The organism is Myxococcus sp. MH1 (genome assembly GCF_059738865.1).
The window spans coordinates 1,902,897-1,920,855 of the sequence record NZ_AP026947.1 but is presented as its reverse complement, the minus strand read 5'-3'; the positions used below and the strand labels follow the sequence as shown (position 1 = coordinate 1,920,855).

General features: G+C 69.8%; 15 protein-coding genes. 3 read left to right on the top strand and 12 right to left on the bottom strand.

What is annotated here, in order from left to right; translation table 11 throughout:
* Positions 1 to 49: 49 nt before the first annotated feature.
* The 3 genes from AC6JA9_RS07870 to AC6JA9_RS07860 all read right to left on the bottom strand — a co-directional run bounded on the left by AC6JA9_RS07870 (position 50) and on the right by AC6JA9_RS07860 (position 3,287).
* Positions 50 to 739, bottom strand: a complete 690-nt coding sequence (locus tag AC6JA9_RS07870) for a dienelactone hydrolase family protein (RefSeq protein WP_194869399.1) — start codon at positions 737 to 739, stop codon at positions 50 to 52.
* 136 nt (positions 740 to 875) lie between these two features.
* On the bottom strand, positions 876 to 2,240 hold the full coding sequence (locus AC6JA9_RS07865) for a hypothetical protein (RefSeq protein ID WP_497959368.1): 1,365 nt from the start codon (positions 2,238 to 2,240) through the stop codon (positions 876 to 878).
* 201 nt (positions 2,241 to 2,441) lie between these two features.
* Positions 2,442 to 3,287, bottom strand: a complete 846-nt coding sequence (locus AC6JA9_RS07860) for a metal-dependent hydrolase (protein ID WP_223746418.1) — start codon at positions 3,285 to 3,287, stop codon at positions 2,442 to 2,444.
* 216 nt (positions 3,288 to 3,503) lie between these two features.
* Here AC6JA9_RS07860 and AC6JA9_RS07855 point away from each other — a divergent pair, with 216 nt between their 5' ends.
* From AC6JA9_RS07855 to AC6JA9_RS07845, 3 genes are all read left to right on the top strand, one after another.
* Positions 3,504 to 5,354, top strand: coding sequence for an HSP90 family protein (locus AC6JA9_RS07855; protein WP_497959367.1), 1,851 nt, complete (start codon positions 3,504 to 3,506; stop codon positions 5,352 to 5,354).
* Positions 5,354 to 6,472: a hypothetical protein gene (locus AC6JA9_RS07850; RefSeq protein WP_223746416.1), complete on the top strand. Its 1,119-nt coding sequence runs from the start codon at positions 5,354 to 5,356 to the stop codon at positions 6,470 to 6,472. The genes AC6JA9_RS07855 and AC6JA9_RS07850 overlap by 1 nt, the downstream gene beginning before the upstream one ends.
* Before the next feature lie 290 nt (positions 6,473 to 6,762).
* Entirely contained in the window at positions 6,763 to 7,047 is a 285-nt protein-coding gene (locus AC6JA9_RS07845; RefSeq protein WP_223746415.1) for a hypothetical protein, read from the top strand.
* A gap of 84 nt (positions 7,048 to 7,131) precedes the next feature.
* On the opposite strand, the gene AC6JA9_RS07840 is transcribed toward AC6JA9_RS07845, so the two are convergent.
* From AC6JA9_RS07840 to glmS, 9 genes are all read right to left on the bottom strand, one after another.
* On the bottom strand, positions 7,132 to 7,500 hold the full coding sequence (locus AC6JA9_RS07840) for a VOC family protein (RefSeq protein ID WP_223746414.1): 369 nt from the start codon (positions 7,498 to 7,500) through the stop codon (positions 7,132 to 7,134).
* Entirely contained in the window at positions 7,497 to 7,931 is a 435-nt protein-coding gene (locus tag AC6JA9_RS07835) for a MarR family winged helix-turn-helix transcriptional regulator (protein ID WP_497959366.1), read from the bottom strand. Before AC6JA9_RS07835 ends, AC6JA9_RS07840 begins: the two co-directional genes overlap by 4 nt.
* Positions 7,932 to 8,065: 134 nt before the next feature.
* Positions 8,066 to 10,447, bottom strand: a complete 2,382-nt coding sequence (locus tag AC6JA9_RS07830) for a Tex family protein (RefSeq protein ID WP_497959365.1) — start codon at positions 10,445 to 10,447, stop codon at positions 8,066 to 8,068.
* Positions 10,448 to 10,492: 45 nt separating this feature from the next.
* Entirely contained in the window at positions 10,493 to 11,038 is a 546-nt protein-coding gene (locus tag AC6JA9_RS07825) for a GNAT family N-acetyltransferase (protein WP_497959364.1), read from the bottom strand.
* A gap of 49 nt (positions 11,039 to 11,087) precedes the next feature.
* The gene (locus AC6JA9_RS07820) at positions 11,088 to 11,267 is read right to left on the bottom strand and encodes a hypothetical protein (protein WP_497959363.1); all 180 of its coding nucleotides are present in this window, start codon (positions 11,265 to 11,267) and stop codon (positions 11,088 to 11,090) included.
* Between the two features lie 218 nt (positions 11,268 to 11,485).
* Positions 11,486 to 13,648: an alkaline phosphatase D family protein gene (locus tag AC6JA9_RS07815; protein WP_223746409.1), complete on the bottom strand. Its 2,163-nt coding sequence runs from the start codon at positions 13,646 to 13,648 to the stop codon at positions 11,486 to 11,488.
* Between the two features lie 229 nt (positions 13,649 to 13,877).
* Positions 13,878 to 14,966 (bottom strand): recombinase RecA, encoded by a 1,089-nt coding sequence (gene recA / locus AC6JA9_RS07810; RefSeq protein WP_141325914.1) that lies wholly within the window; start codon positions 14,964 to 14,966, stop codon positions 13,878 to 13,880.
* A gap of 112 nt (positions 14,967 to 15,078) precedes the next feature.
* Positions 15,079 to 15,906 (bottom strand): hypothetical protein, encoded by an 828-nt coding sequence (locus AC6JA9_RS07805; RefSeq protein ID WP_267697725.1) that lies wholly within the window; start codon positions 15,904 to 15,906, stop codon positions 15,079 to 15,081.
* A gap of 173 nt (positions 15,907 to 16,079) precedes the next feature.
* Positions 16,080 to 17,915, bottom strand: a complete 1,836-nt coding sequence (gene glmS, locus AC6JA9_RS07800) for a glutamine--fructose-6-phosphate transaminase (isomerizing) (RefSeq protein WP_223746407.1) — start codon at positions 17,913 to 17,915, stop codon at positions 16,080 to 16,082.
* Between the last annotated feature and the right edge of the window lie 44 nt (positions 17,916 to 17,959).

Sequence of the window (17,959 nt, the reverse complement as noted above, 5' to 3'; positions counted from 1 at the left end):
TCAGGAGGAGCGCTCGCGCAATCCGACGCAGCCTGAGCTCCGACCCACGTCACGCGGTGCCCTCGCTCCACTCGACGACCCCGGGCCCCGCGACCGCGCGGAAACAATCCGAGAACCACGCCGCCGCCATGCGCGCCGCGCGCGCCCGTGGCTCCGCCTCCTCGAACCGCCGGCTCGCGCCCTCGACCAACTGGAGCCCCTTGCGCATCCCCGGCGCCAATCCGTCGAACACCCGCCGCGCGAGCATCGCCCGGTCCGCGTCCTCCCCTGCCCCGAGCACCAGCGTGGGCACGCGCACCTCCGCCACCACCGAGCCCGCCTTGTCCGGCCTTCCCCCCAGCGTGACGACCGCCTGCACACCCCGAGGTTGATGCGCCGCCGCCACCAGCACCGCGGCCGCGCCCAATCCCATCCCCAAGAATCCCACGGGCAACAGCGACAACACGTCGTCACGCTGCAACCAGTCGCGCGCCACCTCCAGCCGATGCGCGATGAGCTCCACGTGCGCGCCCTCGCGCACCGTCCAGTCCTCGGCCTGCTCCTCGTCCGCGGTGCGCCAGTCGAGCCCCAGCGTCGCGAGCCCCGCCGCGTGCAGCACCTCGCGCACGGAGGAGTCCTTCGCCAGCTCCTCGTCCCCCACGAGCATCACCAGGCCGCTCGCCCGCTCGGGGACACACAGGAACCCCGCGAGCAGGCGTCCGGCGACGCCGACCTCCACATCACGCTGATGGACGCGCATCGGCCTTCCTCCCGCGGGGAATGGGCGCCACGCGGGCCCGGTCCGCCCCCTGAAGCTGGGGACCGTCCGCGCCGATGGCAGCGCCTTCACGCCAGGAGCCAGGGCAGGCCGACATCCAAGCGGCCGACCTCCCGTCTCACCCCGCCTCGCGCTCCGGGCCGAAGTCCTCGACATCGTCGGGGAGCACGTCGGGCACGTCGTCGTCCCGGAACGCGCTGGGCAACAGGCTGAACGGCAGCAACTTGGCCAGCGCCGCCAACAGCAGCAACCCACCGGGCGCCGCGAAGATGGCGAGCGCCGGAATCGCCTTCGCCACGTCGATGAGCTGCGCGCGCATGCGCTGCCGCTCGTCCTCCGTGAGCTTCTGGCGCCGCGCCACCTTCGCCACCAGCACCGCCAGGTCCCCCGTCTCGCGGACCTCCTGCATCAGCCGGTAGAAGTTCTTCTCCAGCGTCTCCTGCATGCCAGCCACCATGTCGTCACCCATGGCGCTGGCCGCGTCCCGCACCGTGAACACATCCACGATGGAGCGATGGCGCGCGTAGAACTCCGCCATCTCCAGCTCCAGCCGATGCAGCTCCTCCTTCGACACGTGCAGCGCGTCCGCCAGCGTGTCGATGAAGGCCCGCTCGCGCCGCGTGCGCCCCCCGTCCACCAGCGCCGCCAGCAGCGTCTGCTCCAGCAGGAAGTGGCGCATGTCCACGCTGCGCACCTGGCGCACCACGTCCCGCACCGAGCGCCGCCGCTCGAAGGACTGCTTCACCGCTGACTTCAGCTCCGACGCCATCGCCGCCGGCAGCCGCAGGTCCTCCACCTGCTTGAGGATGGCCCGCCGCGCGGGCGTCCCCGGCAACCGGTCCACGCACGCCAGCCCCGTCAGCACCTCCACCAGCAGCGCCTTCTGCTTCGACGCGAAGTCCAGCCGCCGCCGCGTCTGCTCACGCGACAAGCGCCCGCTCGCGAAGTAGTCGATGGCCTGCCGACAGAACAGCTGCGCGTCCGCGTACTGCGCGCCGTTGTGCAGCACCAGCCCGTACACGGGGTCACCGGCCAGCGTGGGCTCGCGCTTGCGCAGCGCCACCTCCACCTTGGCCACCTGCCGCTTCGTCACCGGCTTGCCCTGGGCCAGCTGCTCCGCCAGCACCTCCGCCAGCACCAGCTCCCCGCCCAGCACGGAGAAGAGCACCAGCAGCTGCTCCACCCGGCGCCCCTCGGGCGCGCCCACCTGCCGCGCCAGCTCCAGCGCGAGCGCCGCCAGCGTGCGCAGCACCGCGTGGAAGAGCTGGTCCTCCAGCGCCTGCGCCTGGAACTCGGTGTCCGGCATCGCGTCCAGCGCCGTGGGCGCGTCCGCGGGAGTGCCGTACAACAACCCGCTGGCGCGCAGGGTGCGCCGCAGATACGCCCGAGCCCGGGCACGCCCGGGCCCCAGCCGCAAGGCGCTCTCCTCCGGAGCGGGCGACCCCAGATGGGCCGCGACCGCCTCGTTGAGGAGCGGGGTCAACCACCCCGCCTTGCTGAAATCCAACACCGGAACACCCCCGGACCCGCCGACGGACGCCTGGAGACGGTCCGCCGGATGTAACCCAGGGGGCCTCCGCGACGCCACCCGGCCTTCGGGAGATTCGACCGCCCGGAGTCAGCCCCTCCAGAACCCAGACTTCTACGGCGCCGGAAGAGTCCCACCCCGGACGCAGACCCGGGCCTACAGCGCCGTGGACTTGCCCGGCTCCAGCTCCAGCACCTTCGTGCCCGGGCGCGTCTTCTTCAGCTCGCCACGCAGCGCATCGGGCGTGCCCTGCAGGAGCGGGAAGGTGCCGAAGTGCATGGGGACGATGCTCTGCACCTTCAGCAGCCGCGCTGCCTGCGCCGCCTCCGCGGGCCCCATGGTGAAGTGCCCGCCGATGGGCAGCATCGCCACCGTGGGCTTGAACTGGGTGGCGATGAGCGACATGGACTCGAACGCGCCCGTGTCACCCGCGTGGTACAGCGTGGGCCCCTTGTCGACCTTCAGCACGTAGCCCAGCGGCGCGCCCGCGTACTGCGCCGGGGCCTTGGGGTCCGCCTGGTAGCTGCTGGAGTGCACCGCCTCCACCAGGTGCAGCGTGACGTCCTTCACCTGGAACGTCCCGCCCGCGTTGGCGCCCACCGCCTGCGTCTCCGGCAGGCCCAGCTGGTTCACCAGCTCGAACGAGCCGAACACCTTGGCGCCCGTCTTCTGCGCCAGCGCCTTGGCCTCGCCCACGTGGTCGAAGTGGCCGTGGGTGAGGAGGATGGCGTCCAGCGCCTCCGGCTGCGGGGCGTCCTTGGGCGCCTTCGGGTTGGTGAGCCACGGGTCGATGGCAATCACCGCCCCACCCGGGGTGCGCACCACGAAGGCCGCGTGGCCCCACCACGTCACCTCCACCTTGCCCTTGGTGGCCGCGGGCTTCGCGGCGTCCGCCTTCTTCGGGGCCGGGGCCGCCGGGGGCGTGGCGGCGTCCTGCGCCATGGCCGTGCCACCGAAGGTCAACAGCGCCCCCACCGCGACTGCCCTGAGCTCGTTCCGCATGGTTGTCCTCTCTCGGGTCGAAAGTCTCGACGTGTCGCCGGGTTGCCACGAGGGCACACCCCCGGCCGGGCCGCCGCTTGGCACTGTCCGGGCGGCCAATCAAGGGCCTGCGCACATCGCCTGCCCCGGGGCGGACAGATGCCCCGGCGGCGCGAAGGCCGCAATCTCGAAAGAACGGTCGACATGACGCCCTCCGGGAAGGATGGTGGACCCAGCGTGGACCACCGATTCCAAGTCAGCCTCCGTGGGGTCATCGACCTCCTGTCCCACCATCTGTACAGCTCCCCCGGCGTCTACCTCCGAGAGCTGCTCCAGAACGCCACCGACGCCATCCGGGCCCGCCAGCACCTGGAGCCCTCCCACACCGGCACCGTGCGTCTGGAGCTGGTGGAGAAGCAGGACGGAGGCCCCCCCACCCTGGTCTTCAGCGACGACGGGGTAGGCCTGACGGAAGAAGAAATCCACCGCTTCCTGGCCACCATCGGCGAGTCCTCCAAGCGCGAGGCCCTGGAGGCCCGCCGCAAGGACTTCATCGGCCAGTTCGGCATCGGCCTGCTGTCGTGCTTCATGGTGTGCGACGAGTTGCTGCTCGTGACGCGCTCGGCACGCGGGGACGGGCGGACGCTGGAGTGGCGCGGCCGGCACGACGGCACCTACGCGGTCCAGGAGTCCGCGCACCCGCTGGAGAAGCCGGGCACGCAGGTGTTCCTGGTGGCCCGAGCGGACATGGCGGAGTGGTTCGCGGCGGAGCGGGTGCGCCAGCTGGCGCGGCACTACGGCGGCCTGCTGCCCTTCCCCATCCAGCTGTCGGTGGGCGGCGAGGTGGAGCGGCTGGACGCCGACGGGCCGCCGTGGAGGCGCGAGTACGCGAGCGCGGCCGAGCGTCGCAAGGCGCTGCTCGACTACGGGCGCGAGGTCTTCGAGACGGACTTCATCGACTGCATCCCGCTGCGCTCCGAGGCGGGCGACGTGGACGGGGTGGCCTTCGTGCTGCCGGCGTCGCCGCACTTCAACGCGAAGCAGAAGCACCGCGTGTACCTGAAGCACATGCTGCTTTCGGAGAGCGCGGAGAACCTGCTGCCGGAGTGGGCCTTCTTCGTGAAGTGCGTGGTGAACGCCAACGCGCTCAGGCCCACCGCCAGCCGCGAGTCGTTCTACGAGGATGACTCGCTCGCCCAGGCCCGCGTGGCGCTGGGACAGGGGCTGCGCAAGTACCTGATGGACCTGGCGCACGAGGACCCGCGCGCGCTCCAGCGGCTCATCGGCCTGCATGGGCTGAGCGTCAAGGCGCTGGCGCTGGACGACGACGACTTCTACCGGCTGGTCATCGGGTGGCTGCCGTTCGAGACGTCGCTGGGCGTGACGACGCTCTCGGAGTACCGCCGGGCGTACCCGGTGGTGCGCTACACGTCCACGCTGGATGGCTTCCGGCAGGTGGCGCGGGTGGCGGGCGCGCAGGGGCTGTGCATCATCAACGCGGCCTACACGCACGACGCGGCGCTGCTGGAGAAGCTGCCGCACGTCATCCAGGACGCGCAGGTGGAGCCGTTCTCCTCGTCCGACCTACCGCAGAGCTTCGAGGAGCTGACGCTGGACGAGCGCGACGCGGTGTTCCCGCTGTTGCGCACGGCCGAGCAGGTGCTGGCGCCGTTCCACTGCGGCGTGGCGGTGAAGAAGTTCTTCCCGGCCGAAGTGCCCACGCTCTACAGCTCGGACGAGGAGGGCTCGTTCCGGCGTGACGCCGAGCGGGCCCGCGACGAGTCCGACGACTTGTACGCCAGCGTGCTGGAGGGCGTCATGGCCGCCGCGGGCGGCGAGCCGGTGCAGCTGTGCTTCAACCTGCACAATCCGGTGGTGCGGCGGCTGGCGGCGGTGTCGGACCGGAACATGATGAAGCTGTCGGTGGAGATGCTCTACGTGCAGGCGTTGCTGCTCGGGCAGCACCCGCTGAACGCGCAGGAGATGACGCTGCTGAACCAGGGACTGTTGGGGCTCATCTCCGCGCAATTGGGCACGGGTGGCGGCGGCGAGAGTGACGGAGGCGGAAGCTCGGGAGGGCTGCACTGATGTCGACGGACTGGCGCGAGGAGGCCCAGGCGCTCTGGGACAGGGCGAGCCGGCAGCGCTCCAGCGAGAGCAAGGTGCGGCTGCTGGAGGAAGCGGTGCGGATGGCCGACTCGCACGGCGACGTGCAGCTGGGCTACGAGCTGCGTGACGACCTCATCGACGCGGCGACCTTCGGTGGCTACCCGGACAAGGCGCTGGTGGCCTTCGCGTGGTGCCGGGGTCAGCAGAAGAAGGACCCGGAGCGCTTCGACCCGGAGGCGATGCTCTGGAAGCAGAAGTGGGTGGTGGGGCGCATCAAGGAGTTCCCGCACATCTCCCGCAAGCAGATCGTCGACGCGCTGGACGACATCGAGCAGTGCTTCACCAAGGTGGACGCGGGCAAGCGCTCGGTACTGAAGCTGCGCTACCAGGCCGCGCGGGACATGGGGGATGACGCGGCGGAGGTGGACCGGCTGTGGGAGGCGTGGCTCGCGGCGCCCCGGGACCACCTGACGGACTGCCGGGCGTGTGAGCTGGACGACGAGCTGGACCACCACGTGGAGAAGGGCGAGTGGGAGCAGGCGCTGCGCAAGGCGAAGCCCATCCTGGACGGGCGGGTGAAGTGCGCGGAGATTCCGCACCTGACGCTGGGCACGCTGCTCTATCCCCTGTTCAAGCTGGGGGAGCTGGAGCGCGCGGCGGAGCTGCACCGGCGTGGCTACGCGCTGACGTCGAAGAACCGCGACTTCCTGGCCACGGTGGGAGACCACCTGGAGTTCCTGACGCTGACGGGCAACCTGGCGCGAGGGCTGACGGTGCTGGAGAAGCACCTGGAGTGGACGCTGGACCACGGCAGCTACAATGACCGGTTCATCTTCCTGGTCGCGGCGACGTTCCTGCTGGAGCGCGTGCTGGCGGCGGGAGACCGGGACGTGGTGAGCCTGCGCCTGACGAAGTCGTTCCCCGAGCACCGAGCGGACGGCGGCTACGAGGTGAAGGCGCTGCACGCGTGGATGCGCCAGCAGGCCCAGGCCATCGCCACGCGGTTCGACACGCGCAACGGCACGGACCGCTACGCGCGCAGGCTCGCGCGCATCCAGCGGCTCACCGAGGAAGTGCGCGAGTTCCCGCTCGATTGATGGTGAGAGGCGCCCACGGGGTCATCACGGCCTCGTGGGAATCCACCAGGGATTGATTGGAATCCTGCGTTTGTCTCGCGGTGTCTGTGAAGCAGCCGGCAATCCAGACACAGCCCATACCCTGGCCGGATGGACTTCCCTTACAAGGGTCCCGCGCCCATCCCAGGCGCTCCCGGCGGATGTCTGCCATTCGCACGGACACTCGAAGCCAGACAGGACCCACCATGCATCTCGCGAGGCACTCCCTTCTGACGATGTTCGCAGTGGTCGCAACGGCTTGTGGTGGCGGTATGGAGTTGGACGAGGGTGGCGCGACGGAGCCCGTCACGCCGCCCGCCGAGGAGCAGGTTTCGCCCGACACGTCGTCCGAGGACGGCCGGGTCAGCGCGTTCGCCACGTGTACCGGCTATGACGGCAACAACTATTGTCTGGCCGAGTGCAACGACTCCGTCAGCTATTGGTACGTCGTCGGCCACGTCTCCGTGGTGGGCTATGGCAACTGCGCCTCGGCGGCGTTCGATTTCTGCCGGTCCCTTGGCTACAACGGCCACAACGGCGCCTGCTGGGGCTACTAATCGTCAGTCATTGCTTCGCCGCACATGAACAGACGTCATGCCCCACCACGTTTCAGTGGTGGGGTGTGGCGCACGAGCCTGGGCTCAGCACGTCACCTCCCACAGGTGGCCATTGCTGTCATTGAAGTACACGCGGCCCGCGCCACCGAGGGGGTCCTGGGTCTGCCCGTTCGCCGTGTCGAAGTGGTCATTGCCGAAGGGGACGCGCTCGGCCTGGAGCCGCTCCACGACCTCCGCGAATCGCTTCGCGTCGACGCGGAAGGCCACGTGCGAGAAGCGCGGCTCGGACGAGGCCGAGAACAGGACGAAGCACCCGTGGTCCAGGTCGATGCGCCGCATGTCGTCATCGGCGCCCTCGGGGACGGGGGCCTGCGCGCCCAGGATCCGCGCGAGGAATCGGGAGGACGCGTCGACGTCGCGTGCGTCCACGGCCAGGTGGTCCAGCTGCATCATGATGGTTCTCCTTCGAGCTCTGTGAGGGCGGCTTCGAGCGCGGACACCAGCCGCTGCTTCGTGGGCTCCGAGAGGCGAGCGGAGCCCAGGGCGAGCTCCTCGGCGCGCACCTTCTTGAATGCGGTGAGGAAGCGGCTCGCCTTCGGAGTCACCTGGAGCGACTTGCGCCGGCGGTCCTCCGGATCCTCCCGCCGCGTCACATAGCCGAGCGTCACCAGGCGCTCGGCCATCTGACTCACCGAGGGCAGGGAGAGCCCCATCCGCTCCGCGAGGCTCGACAGGGGCTCGCCCGGCTGCTCGCGCACGTGGCGCAGCAGGATGCCCTGGTCGGCCGTGACGCCGTGCTCCGAGAGGAGCGAGAGCACCTGGCCACGCGAGTGCGACACGTGGCCCAGGAAGGATTCGAGGAGGCTGCCGAGCCGTTGGTTCATGCGCCCACATAGTTAACGCGCATGAACCAAATTCGCAAATGCGGGCCGGCCCACAGGCACACAAGGTCCAAAAGAAGGGGCCCATGGGCGCGGGGGCATCTCGAGCACCCGCGCCATCGAGCGGGGGCTCCGCCTCAGCGCTTCAGCTTCGCGAACGGATTGTTGAACGGCTCCGGGCCCTTCTTGTCACCACCACCACCACCCGGTCGCTGACCACCGGACGACGAGCCCGGGGCCTGCTGTCCCCCAGGCCGCGCGCTCGCTCCACCACCCGGCCGAGGCGCCCCTGCCCCACCCCGGTCCGTCATCCGCCCCGCTCCCGAAGCCCCGCCCACCGCGGGCCTGCCCGAGGGCTGCGCCGCTCCGCCCTCCTGCGCCGCGCGCACCGACAACGCCAGGCGCTTGCGCTGCAAATCCACGCTCAGCACGCGCACCGTCAAGCGGTCCCCGACCTTCACGACCTCGGACGGGTCCTTCACGAACTTCGTCGAGATCTGCGACACATGCACCAGGCCATCCTGGTGCACGCCCACGTCCACGAACGCGCCGAACGCCGTGACGTTCGTCACCACGCCCTGAAGCACCATCCCCTCCTTCACGTCCTCCAGCGTGCGCAGGTCGTCACGCATCGTCGGCGCCGAGAAGTCTCCACGCGGGTCCCGGCTCGGCTTCTCCAGCTCCGCCAGGATGTCCTTCAACGTCATCTCGCCCAGGTCCGGGCCCAGGTACTTCTTCGGGTCGATCTTCCGCACCAGCGACGCGTTGCCCACCAGCGCTCCCACATCCACGCCCAGATCCTTCGCCATGCGCTCGACCACCGCGTACCGCTCCGGGTGCACCGCGCTCGCGTCCAGCGGCTCGGGCCCTCGCACGCGCAGGAAGCCCGCCGCCTGCTCGAACGTCTTGGGCCCCAGCCCGCTCACCTTCAACAGCTCCCGCCGCGTGGTGAAGCGCCCCTTCGACGCGCGGTGCGCCACCAGCTTCTTCGCCAGCGACGGCCCCACGCCGGACACGTGCTCGAGCAGCTGCGGCGACGCGGTGTTCACATCCACGCCCACCGCGTTCACGCACGAGTCCACCACCTCGCCCAGCTTCTTCTTCAACAGCCCCTGGTCCACGTCGTGCTGGTACTGCCCCACGCCGATGCTCTTCGGGTCGATCTTCACCAGCTCCGCCAGCGGGTCCTGCAACCGCCGCCCAATCGACACCGCGCCGCGCAGGCTGACGTCCATCTCCGGGAACTCGTCACGCGCCACCTCCGACGCCGAGTAGATGGACGCGCCCTGCTCGCTCACCGACACCACCGGCACCTGCACCCCCAGCGCCTTCAGCGTGTCGCGAACGAAGGTCTCCGCCTCGCGGCTGCCCGTCCCGTTGCCCACCGCGATGAGCTCCGGCTTGTGCTTCTGCACCACCGCGGACAACAGCTTCGCCGCCCGCGCCCGCTCGTCCGCGCTGCGCTCCGAGTAGAGCGTCAGCGTCTCCGCCACGCTCCCCGTGTTGTCCAGCATCGCCAGCTTGATGCCCGTGCGCAGCCCCGGGTCCAACGCCAGCACCGCCCGAGCCCCCGCCGGCGCCGTCAACAACAGGTGCCGCAGGTTCTCTCCGAACACACCGATGGCCCCCTTGTCCGCGCGCTCCTTCAGCTCCGCGCGCAGCTCCGACTCCAGCGACGGCCCCATCAGCCGCTCCCACCCATCCTCCACCGCCGCGCGCAGCTCCGAGGCGAACAGCGCCTGCGGCTTCGTCACCACCCGGCTCGCGAGCAGCGCCTTCACCTCGTCGTCCGGCATGTTCAGCCGCACCTTCAACACGCCCTCCTCCTCACCCCGCAGGAGCGCCAGCACGCGGTGGGACGGGGCCTGCGACAGCGGCTCCTCGTGGCCGTAGTAGTTCTCGAACTTGGTGGGCTCGCCCTTCTTCGCCGGCACCACGTCCGAGCGCAGCGTGCCCCGCTTCGCGCACACCTCGCGCGACTCGCGGCGCAGCCCCGCGTCCTCGCTCACCCGCTCCGCGCAGATGTCCCGAGCCCCCGCCAGCGCCGCCGCCAGGTCCGGCACCTCCTTCTCCGCGTTCACGAACGGCCGCACCTTCGCGTCCGCGTCCTCGCCCTTGCGGCCATCCTGCTTCCACAGGAGGTCCGCCAGCGGCTCCAGCCCGCGCTCCCGGGCAATCGCCGCGCGCGTGCGGCGCTTGGGCCGGTACGGCAGGTAGAGGTCCTCCAGCTCGGTGCGCGTCTTCGCCGCCTTCAGCGCCTTCGCCAGCTCCGGCGTCAGCTTCCCCTGCTCCTCCACGGAGCGCAGAATCGTCTCGCGGCGCGAGTCCAGCTCGGCGCGCTCGCCGGCCCGGTCCAGGATGGTCTGGATCTGCACCTCGTCCAGCCCTCCGGTGACCTCCTTGCGATAGCGCGCGATGAAGGGGACGGTGGCTCCGTCGGCGTTCAGCGCCAGGGTGCGGTCCACCTGCTCGGGCCTCAGGCCCAGTTCCTGCGACAGCTCAGCGGCGTAGGCGTGCATGACGCCGCTTCTATAACCCGCCCCCCACACGGCTCCCAGCGCGCGTCACCCGCGCCGGCGCGCCTCCCAGTCACTGCGCGACATTCCCCAGAATTGCTGGTCCTTGCGCTCCCCCCGCAGCACGCTGTGCCCCCGCATCGTCCCCTCCAGCGAGAAGCCCAGCTTGCGCGCCACGCCCTGGGAGCCCAGGTTCTCCGACAGCGTCGTCAGCCACACCCGGTGCAGGAACGGCAGCGTGAACAGGCGCTCCAGCATCATCCCCACCGCGCGCGAGCCCAGCCCGCGCCCGTGGTACGCCTCCGCCATCATGTAGCCAATCTGCAGGCGCCCGTGCTCCCGGGACACGTCGCGCGCGGACACCGTGCCCACCCACGCGTCCCCCAGGCGCACGAACCAGCGGAACCCCTTCGCGCGGGGCTCCTCCAGCGTGCCCGCCTCCAGGATGCGCTTCACCAGCACCTCCCGCGAGTCGTCCTCCGTGTCCACGTAGCGACGGGCCCCGGCCTCGGCGCGCAGCGCCAGCCAGAAGTCCACGTGCTCGGGATGCGCCGGAACGAGCAACAGGTCCGGGGCCGCGACGCCAGTCACCATGCCCGGACTTCTAACCCGTTCCGGCGAGCGGGACACTCCCCACGGAAGGTCAGCGCGTCTTCAGCGTGAGGCGGCTGGGGTCCTGCGTGACGGTCAGCGTGACGGCGTTCTCGAGCCCCAGGCCCGCGCCACCGACGACGCCCTCCAGCAGCGACGGCTCCACCGTCTCGAGCGTGCGGAGCGTCTCCTTCTTCAGGGTCAGCTTCTTCTTCGGGGACTGAGCGCTCATCGTGCTGCCTTCCTTTCCAGGTGAACCCGCCAGGTGTCTCACCGTGCCGGACGACGACACGGAGGACTCGAGGGTAATTCACGGAAAACGCCAGTCCCTAGGAAATTTTCCAATCCCACCAAAGCGGCGAGGGCCGCCACCGGGAGAAGCCTTCTGGCTCCCGGCGCGGCCCTCGTCCTCCCACGGGTGAGCGTGGGAGCGCTTCGGTGCCCGTGGGCTCAGAGCTTCGTGATCGCCCCGTTCTGCACGCGGAAGTCCACGCGGGTGAACTGCGCCTGCAGCTCCGCGGCGCCGCGCACCGAGTAGTCCTTCGTCACCTCGGTGCTGGGGATGAGGTGGAAGGCGGCCAGGGCCTCGTCGCCCTTCACCTCCAGCACCACGAAGCCATGCGCGTCACCGTTCACGTAGCGCATGCCGGGGTTGCCCGCGGCCAGCGACTCGTTGAGCTCCGTGACGACGTACTTGTAGACGGCGCTGCCCGGGCCGTAGCCCGCGCCGATGACGGCCAGCCCCGCCAGCTCCTTGATGGAGCCGGAGGTGATCGCGGGCGCCGTCAGCGCGGGCACGCCGCCCTCCACGGACGCGAACGACGCGTGGATGTCGCCGGAGATGAACATCGCGTTCTTCACCTGGTTCTGCGCGATGAACTCCAGCAGCTCCTTCTTCTTCGCGGGGAAGCCGTCCCACTGGTCCGCGTTGAAGTAGAAGACCTGGCGCAGCGTCGGGTCCGGGATGTCCGTCTTCGCCGACAGGTCGAACACCATGGACGTCATCGACACGGAGCTGACGACAATCTTCCAGGTGTTCGCCGCCTTCAGCTGGTTCTGCAGCCACGCCTGCTGCGTCGCGCCCAGCGCGTCCTCGCTCAGCCCGGCCGAGGTGGCGTAGCGCAGGGCGGAGAACAAGTCGTAGATGGGCTTCACCACGATGTAGCGCGAGCCCTGGATGTTGAAGAGCGAGCCCTTGCCCAGGTGCACGTACGCGAGCCCTCGCAGCGTGCCCGCCGTGGAGAGCAGCGGAATCGCGGGCTGCCCCGCAGCCTCGCGCGCCGCGTTCACCGCCGTCAGCACCTGGTTGGCGTAGAAGAGCGACACGTTCCCGGACACCCACGTCTGGGCCTTCACCGTGGCCGCGTCCTGGGTGAGGCCCGCCGCCACCGCCTGCTGCACGTACGCGCCCTGGAGCACCGCCTTCTGCGTCGCGTGCTCCGGCAGGTCCAGGCTCGTGTACGCGAACGTCTCCGACTGGAGCAGCGCCTGCACCGGCGCCGGCAGCGTCGGCAGCGCCAACCCCAGCACCGACGCCTCCACCGCCACCTTGCCCGGGTACGCGTCCTCGGGGATGAGGTGGTCCGGGCGGTAGGTGCGGTAGTCGGACACCGCCAGCTTCAGGTGCTTGCCGAAGTCGAAGTCCCGGTAGACGCGCGTGTTCGGGAACACCGGCGCGCTCGCCACGTCGATGGCGCCCTCCGCCGAGGCCGTGTTGTCCAGCGGGATGTACTCGAAGAAGGCGCGCTCCGAGTTGCGCTTGCGCTCAATCTGGTTCTCCGCCGCGCGCCCGTCCAGGTACGTCGCGTTGGAGCCCCAGCTGTCGTCGGAGAACTCGTGGTCGTCCCAGATGATGATGAACGGGTAGCGCTCGTGCACCTGCTGGATGAGCTTGTCGGTGCGCAGCGTCTTGTAGAGGTCGCGGTAGTTCGACAGCGCGTTGGCCGCGTAATACGTCGACTCACCCGAGCCCAGCTGCAGCGCCTTGTCCGGCTCGCTGAACACCACGCGCCGCTCGGTGTTGCCCGACTGGAACGACTTGTCCCCCGTCGTCTCGTAGATGTAGTCGCCGAGGAACACGATGAAGTCCAGGTCCTCGTCCAGCTCCAGCAGCCGCTGCCACGCGTTGTAGTAACGGCCGATGTAGTCCTGGCAGCTGGCGAAGGCGAACTTCACCGCCACGTCCGCCCCGGCCGCCGGCGCCGTGCGGGTCCGGCCCGTCGCCGTCGTGTACTCCGTCCCGTTCTTCGTCAGCACGAAGCGGTAGTAGTACGTGGTGCGCGCTGACAGCTTCGTCACCTTGACCTTGAGCGCGTGGTCGTTCGCCGCCAGCGCCGTGAAGTCGCCCCGGAACACGAAGTCGCTGAACTCCGCGCGGGTGGACACCTCCAGCCGCACCGGCGCGTCCGCGCCCGCGTTGTCCGGGTCCCACGCGCGCACCCACAGGATGACGCTGTCCGGCCTCGGGTCTCCCGAGCAGACCGACTGCGGGAAGTACTTCGCATCGGCGGTGGGCTTCTTCGTGTCGTCATCATCCGAGCACCCGAATGAGGTACTCGCCGCGACGGCGACCACGGCCTGAAGGAAGCTGCGACGATTCAGACGGTCGAACAAGGTGACACTCCCAGGGGCAAGCGCTAGCGAAACGAAACGCCCGGGAGTCTACGGCCCTCGTCCATCACTCCGGCAACATCCCCGCCACACGCCGGACACAACGCGTCGTGTCAGCACTCGGCGCCCGGGGCCACCCGTGCGCCCCGCATGCGTGGGGCCGGCAACGACGACGGGGCCGCCCCCACGAAGGAGGACGACCCCGTCTGTCGAAGTTCCGCGAGGGAAGGCGTTACTTCACGGCCTTCACGCGCTGACGCTTCTCGCTGGCACCCTCGGCGGGGGCCTCCTCTGCGGGGGCCGCGGAGAGGGGCGCGCCCTTCGCGATGCCGTACTTCTCCAGCACGCGGGTCTCGATGTCGCGCGCCACCTCCGGGTGCTCCCGCAGGTAGTCCTTCGCGTTCTCCCGGCCCTGACCGATGCGCTCGCCGTTGAACGAGAACCAGCTGCCGCTCTTCTCCACGATGTTGTCGTTGGAGGCCAGGTCGATGAGGTCGCCTTCACGGGAGATGCCCGTGCCGTACATGATGTCGAACTCGACCTCCTTGAACGGAGGCGCCACCTTGTTCTTCACCACCTTCACGCGGGTGCGGCTGCCCACCACGTTCTCGCCATTCTTGATGGCGCCGATGCGGCGGATGTCCAGGCGCTGCGACGCGTAGAACTTCAGCGCGTTGCCGCCCGTGGTCGTCTCGGGGTTGCCGAACATGACGCCGATCTTCATGCGGATCTGGTTGATGAAGATGACGCACGTCTGGCTCTTGGCAATGGTGCCCGTGAGCTTGCGCAAGGCCTGGCTCATCAGACGGGCCTGCACACCCATGTGCGCGTCGCCCATCTCGCCCTCGAGCTCCGCCTTGGGAACGAGCGCGGCCACCGAGTCCACCACCAGCACGTCGATGGCGCCCGAGCGCACCAGCATCTCCGCGATTTCCAGCGCCTGCTCACCGGTGTCCGGCTGGCTCAGGAGCAGGTCGTCGGTGCGCACGCCCAGCTTGCGCGCGTAGCCCACGTCCAGCGCGTGCTCGGCGTCCACGTAGCCGCAGATGCCGCCGCGCTTCTGCGCCTCGGCGACGATGTGCAGACACAGCGTCGTCTTGCCGGAGGACTCCGGTCCGAAGATCTCGATGATGCGGCCCTTGGGCACGCCGCCCACGCCCAGGGCGATATCCAGCGAAATCGAGCCCGTCGAAATGGCCTGCACGTCCCGCATCAGCGGCTCGTCGTTGCCGAGCCGCATGATGGACCCCTTACCGAACTGGCGCTCCACCGCGGACATCGCCAGCTCGATCGCCTTTTCCTTCTCCTGATTCACGGCCATTTCTCTTGGCTCCTTGTATTGGCGAGCCACCCCGGCTCACCTGAACGCGCTTTTAGTACGCGATGGGTAGACCCTAGTCCACCCCTCTGACATCCGTGTTGAATCCTGCCGGTCAGCTCTCGCGGAGGGCAGCCAGGAGGACGGCCACCGCGCCTGCCACACCTGCCCACAGCCCCCCGGCATGCCCCGCCGAGCCGAGGGCCAGCAGCAGCCCGTAGCCCGACACGAGGGCCAGCAATCCCAGGCCCAGGCGGTACACGGGAGTCCGGGGCGGGGCAAGCCACAAGGCCAGCATGGCCAGCACGCACAGGCCCACCTGCAAGGTCACCGTGCCCTCGACCACGCCGGGACGCAGGAACTCCTCCACCATCTGGGCGAAGAGGCCGCCGCCCAGCACCAGGGCGGGGACCTCCGGGCCGAAGTCGAGCGCGCCGGGGCGGCCCTGGGGGCGCGAGGCGTGGTTGGCGCGCAGGTGCTTGAGGTCCTCGGGCTGGACCTCCAGGGCGTAGGGGAAGCCCAGGGACAGGAGCGCCTCCACGGCCACGGCGCGGCACGAGCGCCCCCGGGCGTCCACCAGTCCCTCCAGCCGGCCGCTGTCGAGCAGCCGGTGCAGGGTGTCCGCCACCTGACGCTCCCCGCCGCCCTGGGCGAGCTGGGCGAGGACTTCATTGAGCCGGGAGGCGGCCTCGGGGCGCTCCGCCTCGGGCGCGGCCACGGCCTGCTCCACCCGGACGAGGACGGGCAGGGGCAGCTCCACCGGAGGCGTGGGCCGGACCAGGTGCGCCGGGGCGGGCGCGGCCCAGGAGGAGAGGTCCGTCAGGCCCTGGGTCCCGGCCTCGGCGCCAGGGGGCGTCCAGGGCGCCAGGTCCCCCAGACGCTCCTCGCCGGGCTCCTGCTCGGTCTGGTGCAGGGGAGGCTGGGTGCGCGTGGCGTCCGACACCCGGTGACTGTATCCACGCAAGCGGGTGGGCATCAAAGCGCGAGGCGCCCGCGACTTCCTCCGGGCGACAGCATGCCGGCCCACCGGGGAGGCCCGAGCCCCGGAACGACAGGAGCCCGGGCCCCCATCAGGGGAACCCGGGCTCCGCGTGCATCAGGAGGCGCGAGCGACGGCTACTCCACCGTCACGCTCTTGGCCAGGTTGCGCGGCTGGTCCACGTCGTTCCCGCGCATCTCCGCCACGTGGTACGCGAGGAGCTGCAGCGGAATCGTGGCCACCACCGGCGCCAGCAGCGCGCACGCCGCCGGAATCCGGATGACGTGGTCCGCCAGGCCGTCCACCTGCTTGTCGTCCTCGTCGATGACGGCGATGACCTTGCCGCCGCGCGCGCGGACCTCCTCCACGTTGCCGATGATCTTCTCGTAGGCCACGTGCGGCTGCTTCGGCGCGATGACCACCACCGGCATCTTCTCGTCGATGAGGGCGATGGGGCCGTGCTTCATCTCGCCACCCGCGTAGCCCTCCGCGTGGATGTACGAAATCTCCTTCAGCTTCAGCGCGCCCTCGAGCGCCACCGGGTGCATGGGGCCACGGCCGAGGAAGAGGAAGTCCTGCGCGTTCATGAACTCACGCGCCACGCGCTTCACGGCCGGCTCGCACTTGAGCACGTCCTCGATCATCTTCGGGATCTCGGTCAGGTGCGTCAGGTGCTCCTGCGCCGCCTGCACCGACAACGTCCCACGCATGCGGCCCAGCTTCACCGCCAGCAGGTAGAGCGCCACCAGCTGCGTGGTGAACGCCTTGGTGGACGCGACGCCAATCTCCGGGCCCGCGTTCGTCAGGACGGAGAACTCCGCCTCGCGCGTCATCGCGCTGCCGATGACGTTGCAGATGGCCATCGCCGTGGCCCCGCGCGCCTTGGCCTCCTTGAACGCCGCCAGCGTGTCCGCCGTCTCACCCGACTGGCTGATGGCGATGGCCAGGTGCGTGCCCTCGACGATGGGGTCGCGGTAGCGGAACTCGCTCGCCAGCTCCACCTCGACCGGCAGCCGCGCCAGCGTCTCAATCATGTGCTTGCCGGCCACGCCCGAGTGCCACGACGTGCCGCACGCGAGAATCGTGATCTTCGTGAGCGAGCGCACCTTCTCGGGCGTCAGGTTCCAGCCCTCGAAGTGGACGTCGCCCTCGGACAGGAGCATCCGGCCGCGCAGCGTGTCCGCGACGGCGCGGGGCTGCTCCCAGATCTCCTTGTGCATGAAGTGCTTGTGGCCGCCCTTCTCCGCCATCATCGGCGTCCAGTCGATGCGGCGGGTGGCGCGGTTCACCGGCTGACCCTGGCGGTTGAAGATGTCCACCTTGGAAGCGGTGACGATGGCCAGGTCACCCTCCTCCATGTAGACGATGTCGCGCGTGTGCTCGAGCACCGCGGGCACGTCGCTGGCGATGAAGTTCTGCCCCTCGCTCAGGCCCAGCACCATGGGCGACGCGTTCTTCGTCGCGACGATGCGGTTGGGGTCCGTCGCGCTCACCACCGCCAGCGCGTACGTGCCCTTCACCTGCTCAATCGCGCCGCGCACCGCGTCCGGCAGGTCCTTGCCCTTCTCCAGCTCCTCCGAGATGAGGTGGGCGAAGACCTCCGTGTCCGTCTCCGAGGAGAAGACATGGCCCCTGGCGCGCAGCTGCTCCTTGAGCGCCAGGTGGTTCTCGATGATGCCGTTGTGCACCACCGCGACGTTCTTGTACGTGTGGGGGTGCGCGTTCTCGTCCGAGGGACGCCCGTGCGTGGCCCAGCGCGTGTGACCGATGCCGATGTTCCCCTTCGGCTGGTCCGCCACCACGCGGTTCTCCAGGTTGCGCAGCTTGCCCGTGGCGCGCACCACGTTCAGCTCGTTGCGGTTCACCACCGCCACGCCCGCCGAGTCATACCCCCGGTACTCGAGCTTCTTCAGCCCGGAAACGAGGATGGGAGCCGATTCCTTGTCACCGACGTAACCAACAATCCCGCACATGTTCTGACCTCTCTCTCACGCCCACGCCCGCCGGAGCAAACCGA